The sequence below is a fragment of the Methanocella arvoryzae MRE50 genome (genome assembly GCF_000063445.1).
In the GTDB taxonomy this organism is placed as follows: Archaea; Halobacteriota; Methanocellia; order Methanocellales; family Methanocellaceae; genus Methanocella_A; species Methanocella_A arvoryzae.
Genome location: NC_009464.1, coordinates 2,855,571 through 2,872,684, shown reverse-complemented (window position 1 = coordinate 2,872,684; position 17,114 = coordinate 2,855,571). Strand labels below are relative to the sequence as shown.

At 55.6% G+C, this 17,114-nt stretch carries 17 protein-coding genes; 7 read left to right on the top strand and 10 right to left on the bottom strand.

Annotated elements, in window-relative coordinates:
* Positions 1 to 154 precede the first annotated feature (154 nt).
* On the top strand, positions 155 to 1,474 hold the full coding sequence (locus tag RCI_RS14040; RefSeq protein ID WP_012037112.1) for a Glu/Leu/Phe/Val family dehydrogenase: 1,320 nt from the start codon (positions 155 to 157) through the stop codon (positions 1,472 to 1,474).
* A gap of 255 nt (positions 1,475 to 1,729) precedes the next feature.
* Entirely contained in the window at positions 1,730 to 2,968 is a 1,239-nt protein-coding gene (locus RCI_RS14035; RefSeq protein ID WP_052309997.1) for a Glu/Leu/Phe/Val family dehydrogenase, read from the top strand.
* Here the strand turns inward: RCI_RS14035 and RCI_RS14030 are convergent.
* Positions 2,957 to 3,262, bottom strand: a complete 306-nt coding sequence (locus RCI_RS14030; protein ID WP_012037110.1) for a SemiSWEET family sugar transporter — start codon at positions 3,260 to 3,262, stop codon at positions 2,957 to 2,959. The two genes, RCI_RS14035 and RCI_RS14030, sit on opposite strands and share 12 nt — an antisense overlap.
* Positions 3,263 to 3,319: 57 nt before the next feature.
* Positions 3,320 to 4,174 (bottom strand): metallophosphoesterase, encoded by an 855-nt coding sequence (locus RCI_RS14025; RefSeq protein ID WP_012037109.1) that lies wholly within the window; start codon positions 4,172 to 4,174, stop codon positions 3,320 to 3,322.
* 439 nt (positions 4,175 to 4,613) lie between these two features.
* Between RCI_RS14025 and RCI_RS14020 the strand changes: the two genes are divergently transcribed.
* Positions 4,614 to 5,564, top strand: coding sequence for a methanogenesis marker 12 protein (locus tag RCI_RS14020; protein ID WP_012037108.1), 951 nt, complete (start codon positions 4,614 to 4,616; stop codon positions 5,562 to 5,564).
* Positions 5,565 to 5,567: 3 nt separating this feature from the next.
* Here the strand turns inward: RCI_RS14020 and pdxT are convergent, their stop codons facing one another.
* The 3 genes from pdxT to RCI_RS14005 form a co-directional block, all read right to left on the bottom strand.
* Complete coding sequence (pdxT, locus tag RCI_RS14015; RefSeq protein ID WP_012037107.1) at positions 5,568 to 6,164, bottom strand: pyridoxal 5'-phosphate synthase glutaminase subunit PdxT; 597 nt, start codon at positions 6,162 to 6,164, stop codon at positions 5,568 to 5,570.
* A 498-nt stretch (positions 6,165 to 6,662) separates the two neighbouring features.
* A complete protein-coding gene (locus RCI_RS14010) occupies positions 6,663 to 7,673 on the bottom strand; it encodes a homoserine dehydrogenase (protein ID WP_012037106.1) in 1,011 nt (336 codons plus the stop codon).
* 5 nt (positions 7,674 to 7,678) lie between these two features.
* Positions 7,679 to 8,179 (bottom strand): amino acid-binding protein, encoded by a 501-nt coding sequence (locus RCI_RS14005; RefSeq protein WP_012037105.1) that lies wholly within the window; start codon positions 8,177 to 8,179, stop codon positions 7,679 to 7,681.
* Positions 8,180 to 8,244: 65 nt separating this feature from the next.
* Between RCI_RS14005 and RCI_RS14000 the strand changes: the two genes are divergently transcribed.
* A complete protein-coding gene (locus RCI_RS14000; protein WP_012037104.1) occupies positions 8,245 to 8,760 on the top strand; it encodes a nitroreductase family protein in 516 nt (171 codons plus the stop codon).
* 254 nt (positions 8,761 to 9,014) lie between these two features.
* Here the strand turns inward: RCI_RS14000 and cyaB are convergent, their stop codons facing one another.
* The gene (cyaB, locus tag RCI_RS13995; RefSeq protein WP_012037103.1) at positions 9,015 to 9,545 is read right to left on the bottom strand and encodes a class IV adenylate cyclase; all 531 of its coding nucleotides are present in this window, start codon (positions 9,543 to 9,545) and stop codon (positions 9,015 to 9,017) included.
* 77 nt (positions 9,546 to 9,622) lie between these two features.
* Here cyaB and RCI_RS13990 point away from each other — a divergent pair, with 77 nt between their 5' ends.
* From RCI_RS13990 to RCI_RS13980, 3 genes are all read left to right on the top strand, one after another.
* On the top strand, positions 9,623 to 10,249 hold the full coding sequence (locus RCI_RS13990) for a hypothetical protein (RefSeq protein ID WP_048198697.1): 627 nt from the start codon (positions 9,623 to 9,625) through the stop codon (positions 10,247 to 10,249).
* A 439-nt stretch (positions 10,250 to 10,688) separates the two neighbouring features.
* On the top strand, positions 10,689 to 11,390 hold the full coding sequence (locus RCI_RS13985; protein ID WP_012037101.1) for a peptidylprolyl isomerase: 702 nt from the start codon (positions 10,689 to 10,691) through the stop codon (positions 11,388 to 11,390).
* Between the two features lie 469 nt (positions 11,391 to 11,859).
* Positions 11,860 to 12,546: an FKBP-type peptidyl-prolyl cis-trans isomerase gene (locus RCI_RS13980; protein ID WP_012037100.1), complete on the top strand. Its 687-nt coding sequence runs from the start codon at positions 11,860 to 11,862 to the stop codon at positions 12,544 to 12,546.
* 61 nt (positions 12,547 to 12,607) lie between these two features.
* Here RCI_RS13980 and RCI_RS13975 read toward each other — a convergent pair whose 3' ends face one another.
* The 4 genes from RCI_RS13975 to RCI_RS13960 form a co-directional block, all read right to left on the bottom strand.
* Positions 12,608 to 13,054 (bottom strand): UPF0179 family protein, encoded by a 447-nt coding sequence (locus RCI_RS13975; protein WP_012037099.1) that lies wholly within the window; start codon positions 13,052 to 13,054, stop codon positions 12,608 to 12,610.
* 176 nt (positions 13,055 to 13,230) lie between these two features.
* Positions 13,231 to 15,591: a hydrogenase iron-sulfur subunit gene (locus RCI_RS13970; RefSeq protein WP_012037098.1), complete on the bottom strand. Its 2,361-nt coding sequence runs from the start codon at positions 15,589 to 15,591 to the stop codon at positions 13,231 to 13,233.
* Entirely contained in the window at positions 15,588 to 16,493 is a 906-nt protein-coding gene (locus RCI_RS13965) for a CoB--CoM heterodisulfide reductase iron-sulfur subunit B family protein (RefSeq protein ID WP_012037097.1), read from the bottom strand. The genes RCI_RS13970 and RCI_RS13965 overlap by 4 nt, the downstream gene beginning before the upstream one ends.
* The gene (locus RCI_RS13960) at positions 16,480 to 16,977 is read right to left on the bottom strand and encodes a 4Fe-4S dicluster domain-containing protein (protein ID WP_231844994.1); all 498 of its coding nucleotides are present in this window, start codon (positions 16,975 to 16,977) and stop codon (positions 16,480 to 16,482) included. Before RCI_RS13960 ends, RCI_RS13965 begins: the two co-directional genes overlap by 14 nt.
* Positions 16,978 to 17,114 lie beyond the last annotated feature (137 nt).

The following is a 17,114-nucleotide window of genomic DNA, read 5'->3' as shown; positions in this document are numbered from 1 at the left end:
ACGACTTATATCAACAAGTATATGGGTGGTACAAGATAACTATCCCGCAAGCAATAGTAATTATATATTATATTTAGGCTACCTGTGCAAAAATTACCGGCTGGTAGTAAAGCTTATATATAAGAAAAAAGAAGCCGGTTACAAGTGAAGCTATATGAAAGACAACGATATGCTAGCTAGTACCCTTGTCCTCATCGACAGGTCCTGCGATCTCGCAAAGATCGAAGACAGGCATCGCATGATTTTGAAGAGCATCTATCGCAAGCTTACGGTCGATATCCCCATTGTGCTCGACGACGGCAGCACTGTGGTCTTCCGCGGGTATCGCTCCCAGCACAACAATGCCCGTGGCCCGGTCAAAGGCGGCATCCGCGTCGCCCCCGACGTCACAGAGAACGAGGTTACGGCTCTATCCATGCTGATGTCACTGAAGTGCGCCGTGCTTGGCCTGCCCTACGGCGGCGCTAAGGGCGGCATCATCGCCGACCCGAAAAAGCTTTCGAAGGCCGAGATGGAACGCCTGTGCCGTGGCTATGTCCGCGCTATCTCCCCGATCATCGGCTCGTCCAAAGACATACCGGCCCCGGACATGAACACTACCCCGGAAACCATGGGCTGGATGCTCGACGAGTACGAGAAGATCGTCGGCCACCACGATCCAGCGGTGTTCACGGGCAAGCCGCTGATACTTGGCGGCAGCAAGGGAAGGAATACCGCAGTAGCATGGGGAGGCATCTTCATCATGGAAGAAGTCGAGCGCATGCTGAACGCGCACTACACGACCTACGCCATCCAGGGCTTCGGCAACGTAGGCGGCAACCTGGCTGAAATCCTGCACCACCAGCACAAGAAGGTAGTGGCGGTCAGCGACTCTCGGGGCGCAATCTTCAACGCCAACGGCCTGGACATCGACGCCGTGATCCGCCACAAGGAGAAGACCGGATCGGTAGCCAACTTCCCCGGCGGAGACAACATCACCAACGAGGAACTGCTGGAGCTGAATGTAGACGTCCTTGTGCCCTCCGCTAAAGAAGACCAGATCAGCGAGAGGAACGCGGACCAGATCAAGGCAAAGGTCATCCTGTGCCTGGCCAACGGCCCCATCGATCGCAAGGGCAGCGAAATGGTCGGCGCCCGTAACATTCTGGTATTACCCGACGTCCTTGCCAACGGCGGCGGAGTAGCTGTCAGCTACTTCGAATGGGTACAGGGCAGGGAAGGCTACTACTGGAGCGAGGAAGAAGTCGCCCAGCGGCTGAAGGGCCTCATGAAGAACGCCTTCAACGATGTCTACAAGACAGCCCAGGAGCTACACTGCGACATGTACACGGCAGCCTACGTCGTCGGCATCCGCAACATTGTAGCCGCAATGAAGGCCAGGTCGAGAGAAGGAGAACAGGTAGTTCCGTCGACCAGGGTGAGCAGCGCCCCGACCCCGACACCCCTGGTAAGGTCGCCGGTCACAAAGCATTAAACTATAACAGGGATCTAAAACGGCTATGAGTGGCCTGGCAAGGCAGAGTCCTGTGCCAGGCCATTAGCACTTTTATTTTTTCCAGCCTTCTCCTGACGAACTGCCGGTAATGTTTTTCTGGTGCCAGCTTTCCGGCATAGCCCCTGTCAAAAACATTTCTCCCGATAGCCGGAAGCTGAGCATCAGGATACTCTTGCCGAACTCTGCGCCCTCTGCGAGTACGGTTTATTACCATGGAATGTGAAAATTTTAGCTATGAACGACGGCGACTTCCTCTCAGACACCCTGGCCCTGATCGACCTGGCCTGCGATCTCACCGGAATCGATGACAGGCATCGCGTGCTCCTGAAAAACGTTTCGCGTCGCCTGTCGGTCGAGTACCCGGTCGTGCTGGACGATGGGAGCACGACCATAATCAACGCTTACCGGTTCCAGCACTGCAACGCCCGCGGGCCGTATAAGGGCGGTGTGCGGATAGCTCCGACAGTGTCGGAGGCAGAGGTCGCTGCGCTGGCGATGCTGATGTCATTGAAATCGGCGGTGCTGGGCCTGCCCTACGGCGGATCGAAAGGCGGGATCGTCGTCGACGCCAGAAAACTGTCGCCATGCGAGATGGAACGCCTCTGCCGGGGCTACATCCGTGCCGTCTTCCCGGTCATCGGCCCTGCCAATGACATACCGGCCCCGGACATGAATCTCTCGCAGGATGCCATAGGCTGGATGCTGGACGAGTACGAGATGCTGGCCGGACGCTATGAGCCGGCGGCTATCACCGGCAAGCCGCGGGTGATTGGCGGCAGCCATGGGCGGGCGACAGCAGTCGCCCGGGGCGGCGTATATATCATAGAGGAGGTAGAGCAGAGGCGCAACATATATTATTCGACCTACGCCATCCAGGGCTTCGGCAACGTAGGAGGCAGCCTGGCCAAAATCCTGCACGGCATGGACAGGACAGTCGTGGCGGTCAGCGACTCGAAAGGCGGCATCTTCAGCGCCAATGGCCTGGATATCCCGGCGGTCGCAAAACACAAAGCAGAAACTGGCTCCGTCGTAGATTTCCCTGGCGCCGACAACATCACCAACGAGATGCTCCTGCAACTGGGCGTAGACGTCCTGGTGCCCGCAGCCAGAGAAGACCAGATCAGCGAGAAGAACGCTGACCAAATTAAGGCGAAGATCATCCTGTGCCTGGCTAACGGGCCGATCAACCAGAAGGCCAGCGAGATACTCAGCGCCCGTAATATTCTGGTATTACCCGACGTCCTTGCCAATGGCGGCGGGGTAGCTGTCAGCTACTTCGAATGGGTGCAGGGCCGGCAAGGCTACTACTGGAGCGAGGAAGAAGTCGCCCGGCGGCTGAAGGATCTCATGAAAAACGCCTTATACGACGTATACAGGATGTCCCTGGAGCTACGTTGCGACATGTACACGGCGGCCTATGCCCTTGGCGTTAGAAACATCGTCGAGGCAATGGAAGCCCGGTCATTCGGATAGTCCCATTTCCTTGCCTTGCCCTGACGCGACTCCGCCGAAACGATCATAATAGATCTTTAAAAGTACCAGAGACAGATTACATATCGTGGCATACAGGTTCAACATAAAGACGATCAGATCGTTAATTCCATAGCCATAGATCGTGAGACAGAGCGAGCCGGTGAACAGGATAAGCGGGTAGTACAGCGATATATCCTTCGCGCTCTTCGTTTTGAACAGGCGGTAAGCCTGCGGGAAGAACGCCGACGCCAGCAGCAGGCTGCCGAAAATGCCGATTTCAGAGTACCCTACCATAAGAGAACCAACGTATCAGTGGGTAGCTTGAAGGGTATAATATCTTTTCGATGAAAGCTATGGCCGGGTCCTGCGCCGCCTGTACTTCTTCTTCCCCTTATGCTCGCGGCCGGGCGTCCTGAATTTATCCCTGGAGAACTGCCGCAGCCCCTCGATGGTGCCCATGAAGGTGCCGTCGAGCAGGTATACTTCGGATTCCTCGAGGTGGACCGCTTTCGATGTGAACAGCGGCCCGAGAAGATCGCTGTGGAAAGACTCGTTGAACGCGACGCCGCCGCACAATTCATTGAACGACGGTACGATGAATAGCTCGGGATCATGCCACTCGAACTCGTCTGCCCGGTAATTGGCTGCGACAACATCTCTGTCGAGCTTCGCCCGAATCCAGGCCTGCTTCGTGAGAGTGTGACCGACAACGTCAGTGAGCTTGATCGTAGGGTGGTTATGGGATATGACCCAGTGGCTGCACTTGAGCAAATCTTTATCCGGCCACGTGTGCCCGTGGAAGTAGGCGACACCGTCGATGATGGCACCTTTAGAGTCGTGAAGAGTGATGTCAGGGTTGCGGGGGATGAGCTTCTCGATGCCGCCGTCGTGGTTGCCCGGGATGATCTCGACCAGCGCTTTGCGGGCGATCTCGTCGAGGAAAGCCGGCACCTCGTCTTCCTCCTGGAAGGAAGTGCGCGGCACGTTGTGCTTGATATCGCCCAGTAACACGACCCGGTCAGGCTGCGCTTCCCCGATGTAGCCGTTGAGCCGGTCGATGCGCCTGGCTATCTGCGAGGGGATGTTGATGCCGCTGTAGTACAGGTCGTGCTCGATGCCGAGGTGCACGTCGGCGATGACCAGCGACGTTTCCTCGTTCTTCACGACCAGCGCGGGCGCGTCCAGTAAAGGTAAAAGATCGGGCATAAAACTGCTGGAAGAGACTGTCCCGTCTAAGTTCATATCCTTTTCCTCGGCAGGAGAGCGGAGGTATAGAATCTCCAATTCGCTATTTGGAAAAGGAAGACAAACCACGACGACTCGACACTTCGTCCTAACCACAGAGACGCACAGAGAAACGGTTCACCACAGAGACACAGAGTGCACAGAGACGCACAGAGTTTTTGGATAGATAAATCGTACTCAATCACTAATTGAATATGTCTCTGTGAATCTCTGTGCCTCCGTGGTAACCAGTACTCTGTGAACCTCTGTGCGTCTCTGTGCCTCTGTGGTAAATAGTCTATGTGTCCATGGTTATGGGTACTCTCGAGAATTATCATCAAGGACTACCGGAAAATATTTTTATGTCTCCCGGCAAACGTTATTAACTTTTAAGCGCTATACCAAGTAGAAGGTCACCATCGTGTTCATCGGCGTAGATCACGGCACTACAGGCATCCGTTTTGCAGATACAGAGGGGCGCTGGGTAGAGATATCCAGAAAAGATGCGAAGGACATGTCCCACGAGCAGATCATAACTACAGTGCTGCAGGGCCTGGGAGTGAGAAAGTCTGACGTAGAACTCATTGCCGTCAACTACTCCATGGGCGACGGCATCTCGGAGATCACCCCGATTAAAAAAGTGCAGAACAGGGGCATCATCAGCCGGGAGGGCGCCGGAGTCCACATCGGCGGCGGGACCAACGTATACGATGCGATTGAAGCGTCAGGCATCCCTGCGGTAATCGTGCCGGGCATTCACCGGGGAAACTACGGCCACCCGTGTTTCAGGGCATATTCCCACGGCGCCAGCGCAGATAAGCTGGGCATCGCCTATAACGCTCACCTGATTTCGGGTGACAGGAACTTTATCGTCTCCGACATCAGCTCCAATACGGTGACGATGGGCGTCCGGGACCTGAAAATGCTGGGCGCCATCGATGCCTGTATCTTCGCCCCGGGCGTGCACCACGGGCCGCTGGACTTGCAGGCGATACGAGACGTCGATTCCGGGCTGATGACTGCCAACGATGCCTTTTCGACGGCCGGAGTGACTAAGACGATTCCCTTCAAGTCGCTGGATGTATTGATCGGGGCCCTTGAGCATAACGAGCCTGACGCCCTCTGGGCATTCGACACTATAGCAATTTTCGCTGCTATGGAGATCGCCTCCTTTTTGCTGCTGGTGCCGGACGCAAAGGTCTTCACTGCAGGCTCGGTCGGCTCTATGGACATAGTACTTGAGAGGATCTCCGGGCTGGTAAAGAAGGATATTAAGGTGCTCGGGAAAATGTCAGCAGCGGTTGGGCTGGCCCAGATTGCCCGGGACGTTCACCGCGGTAAAAAGGACATCCTTGGAATAGGAGTCCAGTAAAAACTAATTTTTCCAGCCTGGCACCATCTCGAGGAAGTACCAGTGGAACCTCAGGTCATCTGTCAGCTCCGGGTGGAAGGCCGACACCAGCAGGTTCTGCTGCCTCGCGGCCACGATGAAATCGTCGTATTTAGCCAGCACTTTGACATTCTGGCCAGCGCTGACGATGGCCGGGGCCCGGATGAAGACCGCGTTGAAGGGCTCGTCGAAGCCGGCTATCGCCAGAGGCGCCTCGAAGGAGTCGATCTGCCTGCCGAAGGCGTTGCGGTTGACAGTAATGTCCATCAGCCCGAAAAGCTGCTGCTTCGTCTTTGTCACTTCCTCGTCGCCGCGGCTGGCCAGTAAGATAAGCCCGGCGCAGGTACCCCAGATCGGCATACCCTGCCTGGCCTTTTCGATGATCTCCTGCGCTATTCCCTCCCGCCAGGCAAGCCTGCATAACGTGGTGCTCTCCCCGCCGGGGATGACAATAGCGTCGCACGTCGGCACGATACCGGAGTGCTTGATAGTCACTACCTCACCCTTACCGCCGAGCGCACGCTTCATAGCCTCCACGTGCTCCTCTACATTGCCCTGAATAGCGATGACACCGATGCGCATAATCTTCTGCCCGCATATGATACGTGAGAGCTTTAAAACTTTTCCACGCCGGCAAATAAAAATAACGTAAAAATGCTCGGGGCCGAGACGCCTCGGTATTAGTTCGTAAAGACGAATAGCAAGCGGTCTCATAATTCATTGCGATTGCCTGTTAAAATAATACGATGCCCAAATGAACATTACCAGCCTGATTCGATGAGCATCTGTCTAATCTGTCTAATCTATACAATCTGTGTCCAGGCACAGCGCAGCGATCGTCATCACATCGCCCGCATCGGACGCCTGCAATTGCAGGCGTCCTGGCGGGCGAACATAGGTGATAAGATCCTATGGACCCTCTAATAAGGATACATATTTCCTTATTGTATAACGAATAAGATATGGGACAGCCTGAATAACGCAAGGGCGCAAGTAGATAATGAGAAAACCTTTGCGTCTTTGCGTCCTTGTGCCTTTGCGATTTAAAATCAAGGCGGCCTGTCGCCGCCTATCTATATGTTATTTTCCAACTGAAGCGATGTACAGCAGATCGCTTAAGATAGCGCTGGCCGTCTCGACTGATCCCGCGCCTTTACCGATGACGCAGATATCCCCTGCAAGCTCGGTTTCGATGAGCGCCGCGTTGAGGGTGCCCTGCACTGCGAGCGGATGCGTTTTCGGCACGAGCCTGGGGCTGACTTTGAGGATGCGCTCGTCGCCGTTGGGCTTTACTTCGCCGATGAGCTTCACTACATAGCCCTCGTCGCTGGCGAGCTTGAGAGCCTCCAGGGAGACGCTGGAGATGCCCTGGATACTGACATCGTCCAGGGTGACGTCCATGCCGAAGATGGCGTTGGCAAGGATGACCATTTTCAAGGCGGTGTCGATGCCCTCGACGTCGTAGGTCGGGTCGGCTTCTGCGTATCCCAGCTCTTTGGCCTCGGAAAGTACCATGTCATAAGGCAGCGCCTCTGCGATCATCCTGGTGAGGATGTAGTTGCAGGTGCCGTTGAAGATGCCTTTGACGCCCTTGATCTTGTTTCCTGCCAGCGGGGCCCGCATTAAGTTGAAGACGGGCATGGCTCCGCCGACGGTTGCCTCGAACAGGAAGTGGACGGATTTGGACCTGGCCAGCTCTGTGAGCATCCGGTACTTGTTGGCTACAGGACCCTTATTGGAGGTCACTACATGTTTACCCCGGCTCAGGGCTTCCGTGATATAGGACAGGCCCGGCTCGCCGGTCTTCGCGTCAGTCGGGGTGACCTCAATCAGGATGTCGTAGTCGACAGTCTTGACTACCTCAAGGCCAGTCATCGGCGTTCGCTTGAGGGTGCCGTCCCGCTTTTGCTTCAGGACTACGGCTGGATCAAGCCCGTTCATGTCGACGGCTGCGCCTTTGGAGTCGGTGACGGCGACGAGCTTGAATTCCGCGCTCTTTTCAGGGTACTGGCATTTGCTGTCGGCCAGCACCCGGAGGACGCCCTGGCCTACGCTGCCCAGTCCGATGAGGGCGATTTTGTAGGTCTTCATGATGCTCAGGCCTCCGTATCGATGGGCTCGACGACGAGCAAGTCCTTTTCTCTGGCGATGGTCCGGAGCAGATTCATAGCCCTCTTTACTTCCGCCTTGCCCGCGGCACTGATGCCGATCCGGGCAGAAGATTTCAGGTTGATGCCCGGCATGCTCATGGCCAGGTCGACAACTTCAGCGTAGCCAGTCCGGTCGATCTGGTCGATGGTGTCCCGGATGTCCGAGTGGATGATGTGGCCCACGAGAATGACGGTGCGATGCTCCAGCAGTTTGGCCTCGTCGACCCGGATGATCGCGATGTCCCGGGATTCCAGCTTGAACTTCAGGTCCTCCAGGCCCTCGGAGATGTCAAAAGTCACCTGAATGGGAATCGTGCCCCTGGGCGTCCGCTTTTCGTGGTGATGCACAACGCTGACGATGTTGCCCCCCGAATCGGATATGGGCGCCAGCGCGTTTACGAGCTGACCGGGGATGTCCTTCAGCTCCAAATCCATCGTAATTCTCATCTGTCCACCATCGCAAGTGTGATAGTATTAGTTCCCCGGCCGAATATAAGGTTATTGGTGAAATAATGGAAGTCTCAGAAGCAATCGGCATCCGTCGGTCGATAAGACGGTATAAAAAAGAGGACATACCCACGGAGTACGTGGATAAGATAATCCAGGCAGGCCAGCTGGCGCCGTCGGCCGGAAATCTGCAGGGCAGGGAGTTTGTCATAGTGAGAGACACTGCCACCAAAGAAAAGCTCAGCGAGGCGGCTCTGAAACAGCGGTTCGTCAGAGATGTTCCCGTCTGCATCGTCGTCTGCACCAACCTCCCCCGGACAAAGAGCAAATACGGCCCCAGAGCCGACCTCTACGTAGTTCAGGATACCGCCGCCTCGGTCATGAACATGATGCTCCAGGCGGTAGACCTCGGATTAGGCACCTGCTGGGTCGGCGCCTTCGAGGAAAGCAGAGTTTCGGAAATATTACAGTTACCAGGTGGTATCAGGCCTGTCGCAATAATACCAGTAGGCGTGCCCGACGAAGTGCCGGACATGCCCGAGCGCCTCGGAGCCCAGATAGTACACTATGAACGCTGGTAAGGTCGGGCGTTAAGCCGCCAAGAGGCGAAGAGTAGTCACCACAGAGGCACAGAGAAACACAGAGAACGGTTCACCACAGAGGCACAGAGAAACACAGAATATTTTAAAGATAATTGTATATTGGCCGCATGTTAAAAAATCTCTGTGGACCTCTGTGCCTCTGTGGTAACCAATTTCTCTGTGAGCCTCTGTGCGTCTCTGTGCCTCTGTGGTAACCAATCTCTGTGAGCCTCTGTGGTAAAAGCGGAAATTACCTACTGTTGTTTCTGTAGCAGCATTTCAAGGTAGGACTCTCTGATGAGATCTCCTCTAACTCCGAGTTCCCGGAGGATCGTGATGACCTCGTCTCTTTTTGCCCCGATCTCTTTCTGGTTTTCGGCTATAGCCTCGACTTCCACGAATTCTCCGAGCTCTTCGACCCGGTCGAGGCAGATCTCGGCGCCTTTGTAGTGGTAGATCTGGCGCTCCTTGATGACGTCCAGGGTTTTTTTAAAGCCGAGGGAGATGAGGATGTCTTCCATTTTATCCCGGTCCCCGACTTCGACTTCAACCTCTTTGCGGGTCTTGCTCAGGGGGTCGAGCTTTTTGCCCTTATATGTCATGTATATCCTGCTGCCCTGCTCCCGGAGCCTCAGGGCTTCGTCGGTGTCTTTGAAATCCCGGTGGGGAGCGTTATAGTAGGAGTCGATCTGCCAGACCTTTTTCTCGAAGACAGCGCCGAGCTGGCTGAGCTTGCGGGTTAATTCGGCCCGGCCTGCCGGGGCCTTGATCTCTACCTCAATCATCGGAGAATAGTGGCCGGACAAGCGATATAATCGTTACTGTGCTAGTTTTTTATGGCCAGGGAGCGTACAACAAATTTATGGCACAGCGGACGCGGGCGGTCATCGTCGACATCGATAACACAACCCTCTCCTGCGATCAGAGAAGGGCAGCCCTCTGCGCAGAGGTCGCTGGCAGGCCGGTCCTCGAAGACGACGTCCGGCAGGACCTGTACTGCGCCCGACTGTTAACCAGCGCCCAGCAGGCTTCCTATTTTGACGCTTTTCTCTCGACCAGGCTCATGTTCATGGACCAGCCATATCCATGCGCTGCCGAAACCCTGGAAGCAGTTCGGAGCAGTGGCGCCAGGATCATTTTTCTCTCGGGCAGGTTCCTCCGCCCTGTGGATAAGAGCAAGGCCACGCTACAGTTCATGCGGCAGTACGGAATATTCAAGGAAGGCGACATTGCTATCTTCAAGCCATCTATGGATGTCTTCGATTTCGACTTCAAGGCCGCCGAGATCGAGTCGCTGAAAAAGGAATACGAGATATTATGGGCGATCGACGACACGCCCCGGAGTCTCAGGATCTTCAAGCAGGAAGGCATCTACAGCATCGCGATCACCACCAGCTACCCGCCCGCCAGGTTCGACTTCGCAGACCTGATCGTCGATGGGTGGGACGAGGTGCTGGCCAGAATTCAGCGCGGTGAACTAATTGTTTAGGCTCGGCGAGAAAGCAAGATGAACGCTGCGCTGCGCTATTCCTCACAGATTCCACGGATTGAAACAGAATCCACAGAGTTCTATGGATTGCACAGATGACGATCTATTCCACAGATATCAATCAAGTTATGGACTACTATTCTCATTTGCCCGATATATGACGAAAGATATCTGTGGCATCCACGTTATCTGTGAAATCGAGTCAGAATCCGTGAAATCTGTGAGGTTTTGCACAGCGCAGCGTTCGTGTACGTTCACGCACGCCTATACATGATCCAGTCAGTCACAACACAGCGTTCCTGTATCTGTTCGCATGTCATTTGCGACACGCAATCGCGTCCAAATCTTTTCTTGACTCGCAATCCCCACGCTAAGGTTACCGTAACAGTTATCAAAGTAAAGCGTCATTATGACAGCAAGATTTCACAGGTGTATAATTATGGCTATCCAGAAAGGAGATTTCATCAAGCTGTCATTCACCGGTAAGCTCGAGAACGGCACCGTTTTCGACACGACCGATGCCAATGTCGCCAAGGAGTTCGGCCTGTACAACGATCAGGCGAGCTACGGCCCGGAAACTATCATCGTCGGCAAAGGCTACGTCGTGGCCGGGCTGGACGAGGACCTCGTCGGCAAGGACGTCGGCTATAAGGGCAGCGTCACTGTACCCCCTGAGAAGGGCTTCGGCATCAAGCGCATCGACCAGTACGAGATGATCCCCGTCAAGAAGTTCAAGGAGCCCATCAGGCCCGGCATGAGGATCACGGCAGGCGGCAGGCAGGGTGTCGTCGAGAGCATCGCGGGCGGCAGGGCGAAGGTCAACTTCAACGCACCCCTCGCAGGCGAGACTCTGGTCTACGAGTATACGATTGAGTCCCTGATTGAGAACAAGGAAGAAAAGATCGCGGCGATTATCAAGATGTTTGCGGGCAAGGAACTGGAGCACAAGGTAGAGGACAGCAAGGTCATCATCGACGTGCCCATGGAGTACGCCTACAACCAGCGCTGGACCATGGCCAAGGGCATGATCGCCTCCCAGATGTTCGATCTCGACGTCACCGAGGTCGTATTCCAGGAGACATTCAAGAAGCCGGAGCCCGCCCCCGCGGCAGCACCGGCAGCGGAAGAGAAGACAGAGTGATCTTCTCTCCCTGTTATCCTTTTTTAAGTCACATTATTGCTTACTTGGTGGGAGACAGCTAGTCGAACGCTGCGCTGTGCTATTCCTCACAGATGCCACAGATTGAAACTGATTCCACAGATTTCTAATGGATAGCACTGAAGACGACGGATTGCAGAGATAACTAAAAAATATTCTGATCAAGTGCTCTTATTATTGCTATAGATGATCGAATTATATTACGTATTCCTTCTGTGCTATCGAGTAGTAATCTGTGGATTCAGCAGAGAAATCTGTGGAATCAATCGTTATCCGTGGAATCTGTGTGGTTTAGCACAGCGCAGCGTTCGTCTTGCTTTCTCGGGAGAGCCTGTACAACCAGGTGAGGCACAGCGCAGCATTCGACAACGTTCACCGACGCAGTACAACTCTGGCCGCTGCAAGCTATATATCCAGAGAGCGAGAATAGTATCGCTACCAGGGAATACGCATGGCAATCAAAAAAGGCGATTTCATCAGGCTCTCGTTCACTGGAAAGCTCGAGGACGGCAGCGTCTTCGACACGACTGACGAGGCGCTGGCAAAGCAGCAGGGAATTTATGACGAGGAAAAGAAGTACGAACCGATGACCATCATCGTAGGCTCAGGGTTCCTGGTCGAAGGCTTAGAGGAGGACCTGATCGGGAAAGAAGCGGGGGATAGGGCCGTCGTGACCGTGCCGCCGGAGAAGGGCTACGGGGAGAGAAGCCTCGACGCCATCGAGATCGTTTCCACGAAGAAGTTCGAGGGGAAGGTCGAGCCGGGCCAGATGATAGAGTATAATGGTAAGTTAGGGTTCGTTGAAAGCGTTTCGGGGGGCCGGGTCAAGGTTGACTACAACGCTCCGCTCGCGGGCAAGAAGCTCACCTACGAGTACAAGATCGAAGAGGTCATCGAGGACCGGGAAGAGAAGATCAAGGCGCTGCTCAAAGGCTACGTAAGCGAGGACGCCGAGTTCAAGCTCAAGGAAGACACGATCAAGATCGAGGTACCCAAAGAGCTGACGATGGACGAGTCCTGGATCGTGGGCAAAGCCCTCATCGCCAGGTTCCTGGTCGGTTCTGCCGGTATGAAAAAGGTCATCTTCCGGGAAACTTTCACAGAAGACGACTTCAAAGACGACGATCAGGAAGAGTAAGAATATTAGACAAAAGCAGGGCAGCCGCTCGGACTGCTTCTGCCCCCTTATTTTTATAAGTTTAAGGCCGGAGCTCGACCTTTTTCAAGGTCAGGCCTTTTTTGCAGGGCCCTACTTCTTCGCTGAAGACTTCGCAGATGGTGTACTTTTCCCCCGTGGCAATGCCTTCCGGGTGGCAGAGGGCGAAGTTCAGGCACGACTCGTCGCATTCGGGCGCCTCGTAGGTCATCCGGGAGCCGTTGAAGGCTTTGCGGGACTCCATGACTGCGATGATCGGACAGGCCACTACTTCTACTGCCTTGACGCCGGTATCGTGGACCAGGCAGTCCAGCTCCATGCCATTCCTTAAGCCCACGATGCGGTACTTCTTATTCTTATCCAGGTTGAGGCAGATATTTTTAAGCTTGCACTTCTCACATTCGCCGGCAGGGCCACGATAGATAAACTCTGTGCCGGGAACTGCAAGCTTTGATCCGATAAGAGTGATAACGAAGTCAGGTTCAGCCATTTCCATTCTCCGCCATGATGAGCATAGTAAAATGATCAGCAGGACGTTTAGTCTATATTCAGTATTATGATAAAAATCTTCTCTCCTGCGGTAAAATGGCATACGGTGAGATATTTATGCTTGCGACAATCCGCCTGGGGAGCTATTATAGTGCTATGGGCGGAGGAAGTAGCGGGCTAAAAGCTGACACCGGTTGCCTGATCGACCCGGCCTTCCGGGGCATGTGACCCCAGGCTGGCCGAAAACTGGCTGAGCCGGGAAGCGAGGCCCCGGAAGTGGGGCAGGTAGGCCTCGTAGTAAGTGATCTGCTCCGGGCGGAAGCCGCAGGCTGCCACGGCAGCCCTTAGCTCACCCACCCGCTTCGAGACGTTAGCCCTTATGGCGCCGTTGGCCGAATTCACCGTGCCGTCGCCCAGGAACACGCCTCTGGCGCCTTTCTCGAGTGCGTATACAAGATGTTTGGCTTCAAGCCGCATGATGGACGGGACCTTGATGATACGCACCCCTTCGGGGTAAGGAATCCGGTTGACACCGGCGTTGTCTGCTGCCACGTAGCCGATGTTTTCGTCCAGGAAGGCAATGATGTCGGCGCCCGGGCCGAGGCATCCGTCGATGCGGGCGAACAGTTCCTCATCGCTGCACGACGGCATCGTGATGGCGTGTTCCGGGCAGCGGGAGATGCAGCCGCCGAGGCCGATGCAGGAGAGGGGGTCGATAGCCACTTTTCCGTTCAGGTAGGGAGCCCCGTAGGGGCACAGTTTGAGGCATATGCCACACCGTGTACACCGCTCTGGATCCACTACCGCAAACTTCGGCTCGACTGCCAGAGATCTGGCGCTCACCAGCTCTGATGCCTTTGATGCTGCTGCCCGAGCCTGGAGTATCGACTCAGTAATATCCTTGGCACCCTGGGCGGTCCCGCATACGAAGATCCCCCGGGAAGTAGTGGTGGCAGGCTCGAGCTTCGGGTGCTTCTCCCGGATGAAGAGCTCGGGCGAAAGGCCGATTCCGAGAGCGCTGGCCGCCTGGAGGGTGCCTGGAGAAGGCTCTAAAGCGCATGATAGCACGACCATGTCACTCTCAAGCTCAAGCGTGCCGCTGCCGAGCGTGTCCTCTACCCGGACCAGCAGGCCGTCGCTGTCATCGGCTCCGGCGCGGATGATCTCGCCCACCCTGCCCCGGATGAACTTCACGCCTTTCTTCTGAACTTCCCGGTAGTAGTTTTCATAAGTGCCCGGCGCTCTGATGTCAGTATAGCAGATGTAGATCTCCGTCCCCGGGAAGTGCTCCGAGACGTAATGGGCGTGTTTTAAGGCGGTCATGCAGCAGACTTTAGAGCAGTAAGGAATCGAGCCAGGCTTTTCATCTCTCGACCCCACGCACTGGACCATGACAATCCGCCTGGGGCGCTTACCAGTGGAAGGCACTTCCAGCCGGCCTTTTGTCGGGCCGTTAATGGCCAGCAGCCGGGCCAGCTCGGTCTGGGTCAGCACGTCCGGGAATTGACCGTAGCCCAGCTCATGCTTGCCGGACGGGTCCATCTCCCGGTGGCCGGTGGCCACGATGATTGCCCCGGCCCGAAGGGTTTTCTTCCTGGCCTTCCGGTTCAGGTTGATGGCTCTGGCGTCGCATTCACGCGCACATTTGCCACACCTCTTACACGCGTCCGGATCGATCGAGTAGGTGCCAGGCACTGCCTGAGCAAAAGGCTTGTAGACAGCCTTTCTGCTCGACAGGCCGGCGTTCCACTCATCAGGCACCCGCACGCTACAGGCAGCCGAGCATTTGCCGCAGGATACGCACTTGTCGGGATCGATGAAGACCGGCCCGGTTTCTATGGTAACCCTGAAATCACCCGGGTGCCCTCTAAGATCGGTCACCCTTGACTGTGTCATGATATTGATGCGGTCGTTCCTGGCTACTTCTCCCATGAGAGGGGCCAGCGAGCATAACGCACACTCCTCGGTCAGCCGATCAGGTGAGAATACTTTACCGATTTTTACCATATTGCCGCCGATTGTGGTCGCCTTCTCCGCAAGGTACACCTTTATGCCGTGCCGGGCCAGGGCCAGCGAGGCCGTGATACCCGATATGCCGCCGCCGATGACCAGCACGCTTTTACGGACTTTTATTGAGGCTTTGTCGAGCGGCTGCTTCTGCCGGACCGCGTACAGAGAGGATCTTATGATATCGATGGCCCGCCCGGTCTGGTTTTCGCCGGGCACCCAGGAGCACTGTTCTCTGATGTTTGCGATATCGACCAGATAGGGGTTGATGCCTGCCTCGGAAGCACAGGCCTGGAAGGTGCGCTCGTGCACTCCGGGAGAGCACGCCGCCACCACGATCCGGTCAAGGCCTATCGCTCTGGCTTTTTCGTGGATCAGCGCCTGTCCCGCTATCGAGCACATATAGGGGAAGTCTTCTACACAGTCCGCCCCTTCCAGCTCCATCGCCCGCTTCACGGCACCGATATCCACGGTGCCCGAAATATTGTCGCCGCAGTGACAGATGAAGACGCCTGCTTTGCCCCGTTTCACGGCTCTACCCCCATCTTCGCCAGAAGCGGCTCTACCGGCACCGCGTGCATGTCCAGGCCGATATCGGCAGGCCTCGCACCGAGGGCCAGGGCAATGAGCTCCGAGAAGTAGAGCACGGGGATGCGGCTGCCTGCAACTGATTCCTGATAGTAGTCCAGGTTAAACGTGCAGCCCGGACACTGAGTGATGATAACGTCAGGAGATGCCTCGAGGATGCTGCCGATTTTCCTCTTCAGCACCGCCCTCGGGTACTCCCGATCCAGGACAGTGTGATGGAAGCCCATGCCACAGCACAGCGATCTTTCGGAGTATTCGACGATCTCGCACCCGAGGCCGGACGCGATGTTGTCGAGCACCTCCGGCCGCTCGAAGTCGCCGGCAGACACGTCCTCGTAAAAGATTTTGGAATAGTGGCAGCCGTGGTGAGTTACTGCCCTAATGCCTGCCGTGGGCAGGATAGCCTTCGCCGCGATTTCCCCGATCCGGCTCAGGATAATTTCCGAAATGTGGCTGATGGAGACAGGGGGAACGTATTTCCTCCCGGTGCTCGCAAGAACTGCATCAGTCTGCTCTTTTAAAGCTCCATCGTGCTCAATCAGGGCCTGGCATTCCCGGAGGTTGCCGTAAGAGGTCGGGCAGGTGCAGACGATATTATTACAGGGCGATTCGGCAGCCAGCGAAAAGTTTCTGGCATTCAGGGCCAGGTTGGTCCGCAGAGGTACGATGCCGGTGTGGTACCCGAACCCGGAACATGAGGAATGCCGGGGATCGTCCACATAGGTGATGCCGAGCCGGTCCAGCACATAGCGGATAGATATCTCGATGCCGGGATAAAGTGATCCTGTCACACAGCTTTTAAACAGGTACAGGTCGTCCTGAGGGATACGCTTATTTCTGGTCATCGGTATCACTGCATCCTGTGGCGGTCAGTATGTGCCTGATCTCTTCCATCGCATCATCGGGAATCCTGCAAGCCCTGGCATCTTCTTTCTCGTAGCCCAGCCTTGCACGTTTCTCGATATTGCCTGCACAGCGACTGTACGTGGCCGGCCCGAACTCCCTCAAAAGTTTATCCGTAAGCATCTGAGGAAGAAAAGTCTCGCCACGGCTGTGCAGGTTATTAAGCAGCAGGCTTCTGACACTCTTGATCGTATCGGGCACCCTGCCCTCTGCGCCAAAGCGCTCCCGCAGCGCCAGCACAGCCTCTCCGACGCTATTGTTTCTCGGGCACCGGGCCCTGCAGGAATAGCACTGGCCGCACCTCCAGACCGCCTCAGCCAGCGAATCTCCCATGCCCAGCGCCAGCCGACTCATCACAGAACGAGGGATATAATCATCAAAAGTATAAGCGGCCGGACAGCTGGCAGTACATCTGCCGCACTGCATGCATTTCTCATAGCCGGAGCCGGAGAGCCTGGGATCAGTAGAGCATCCATTTGAGGAGCGGCTGATACCCAGGGGGATACGCGTGGCCATAATTTGAAATATCATCATGGGATATTAAAAACTTTCCCAGAAAGGGT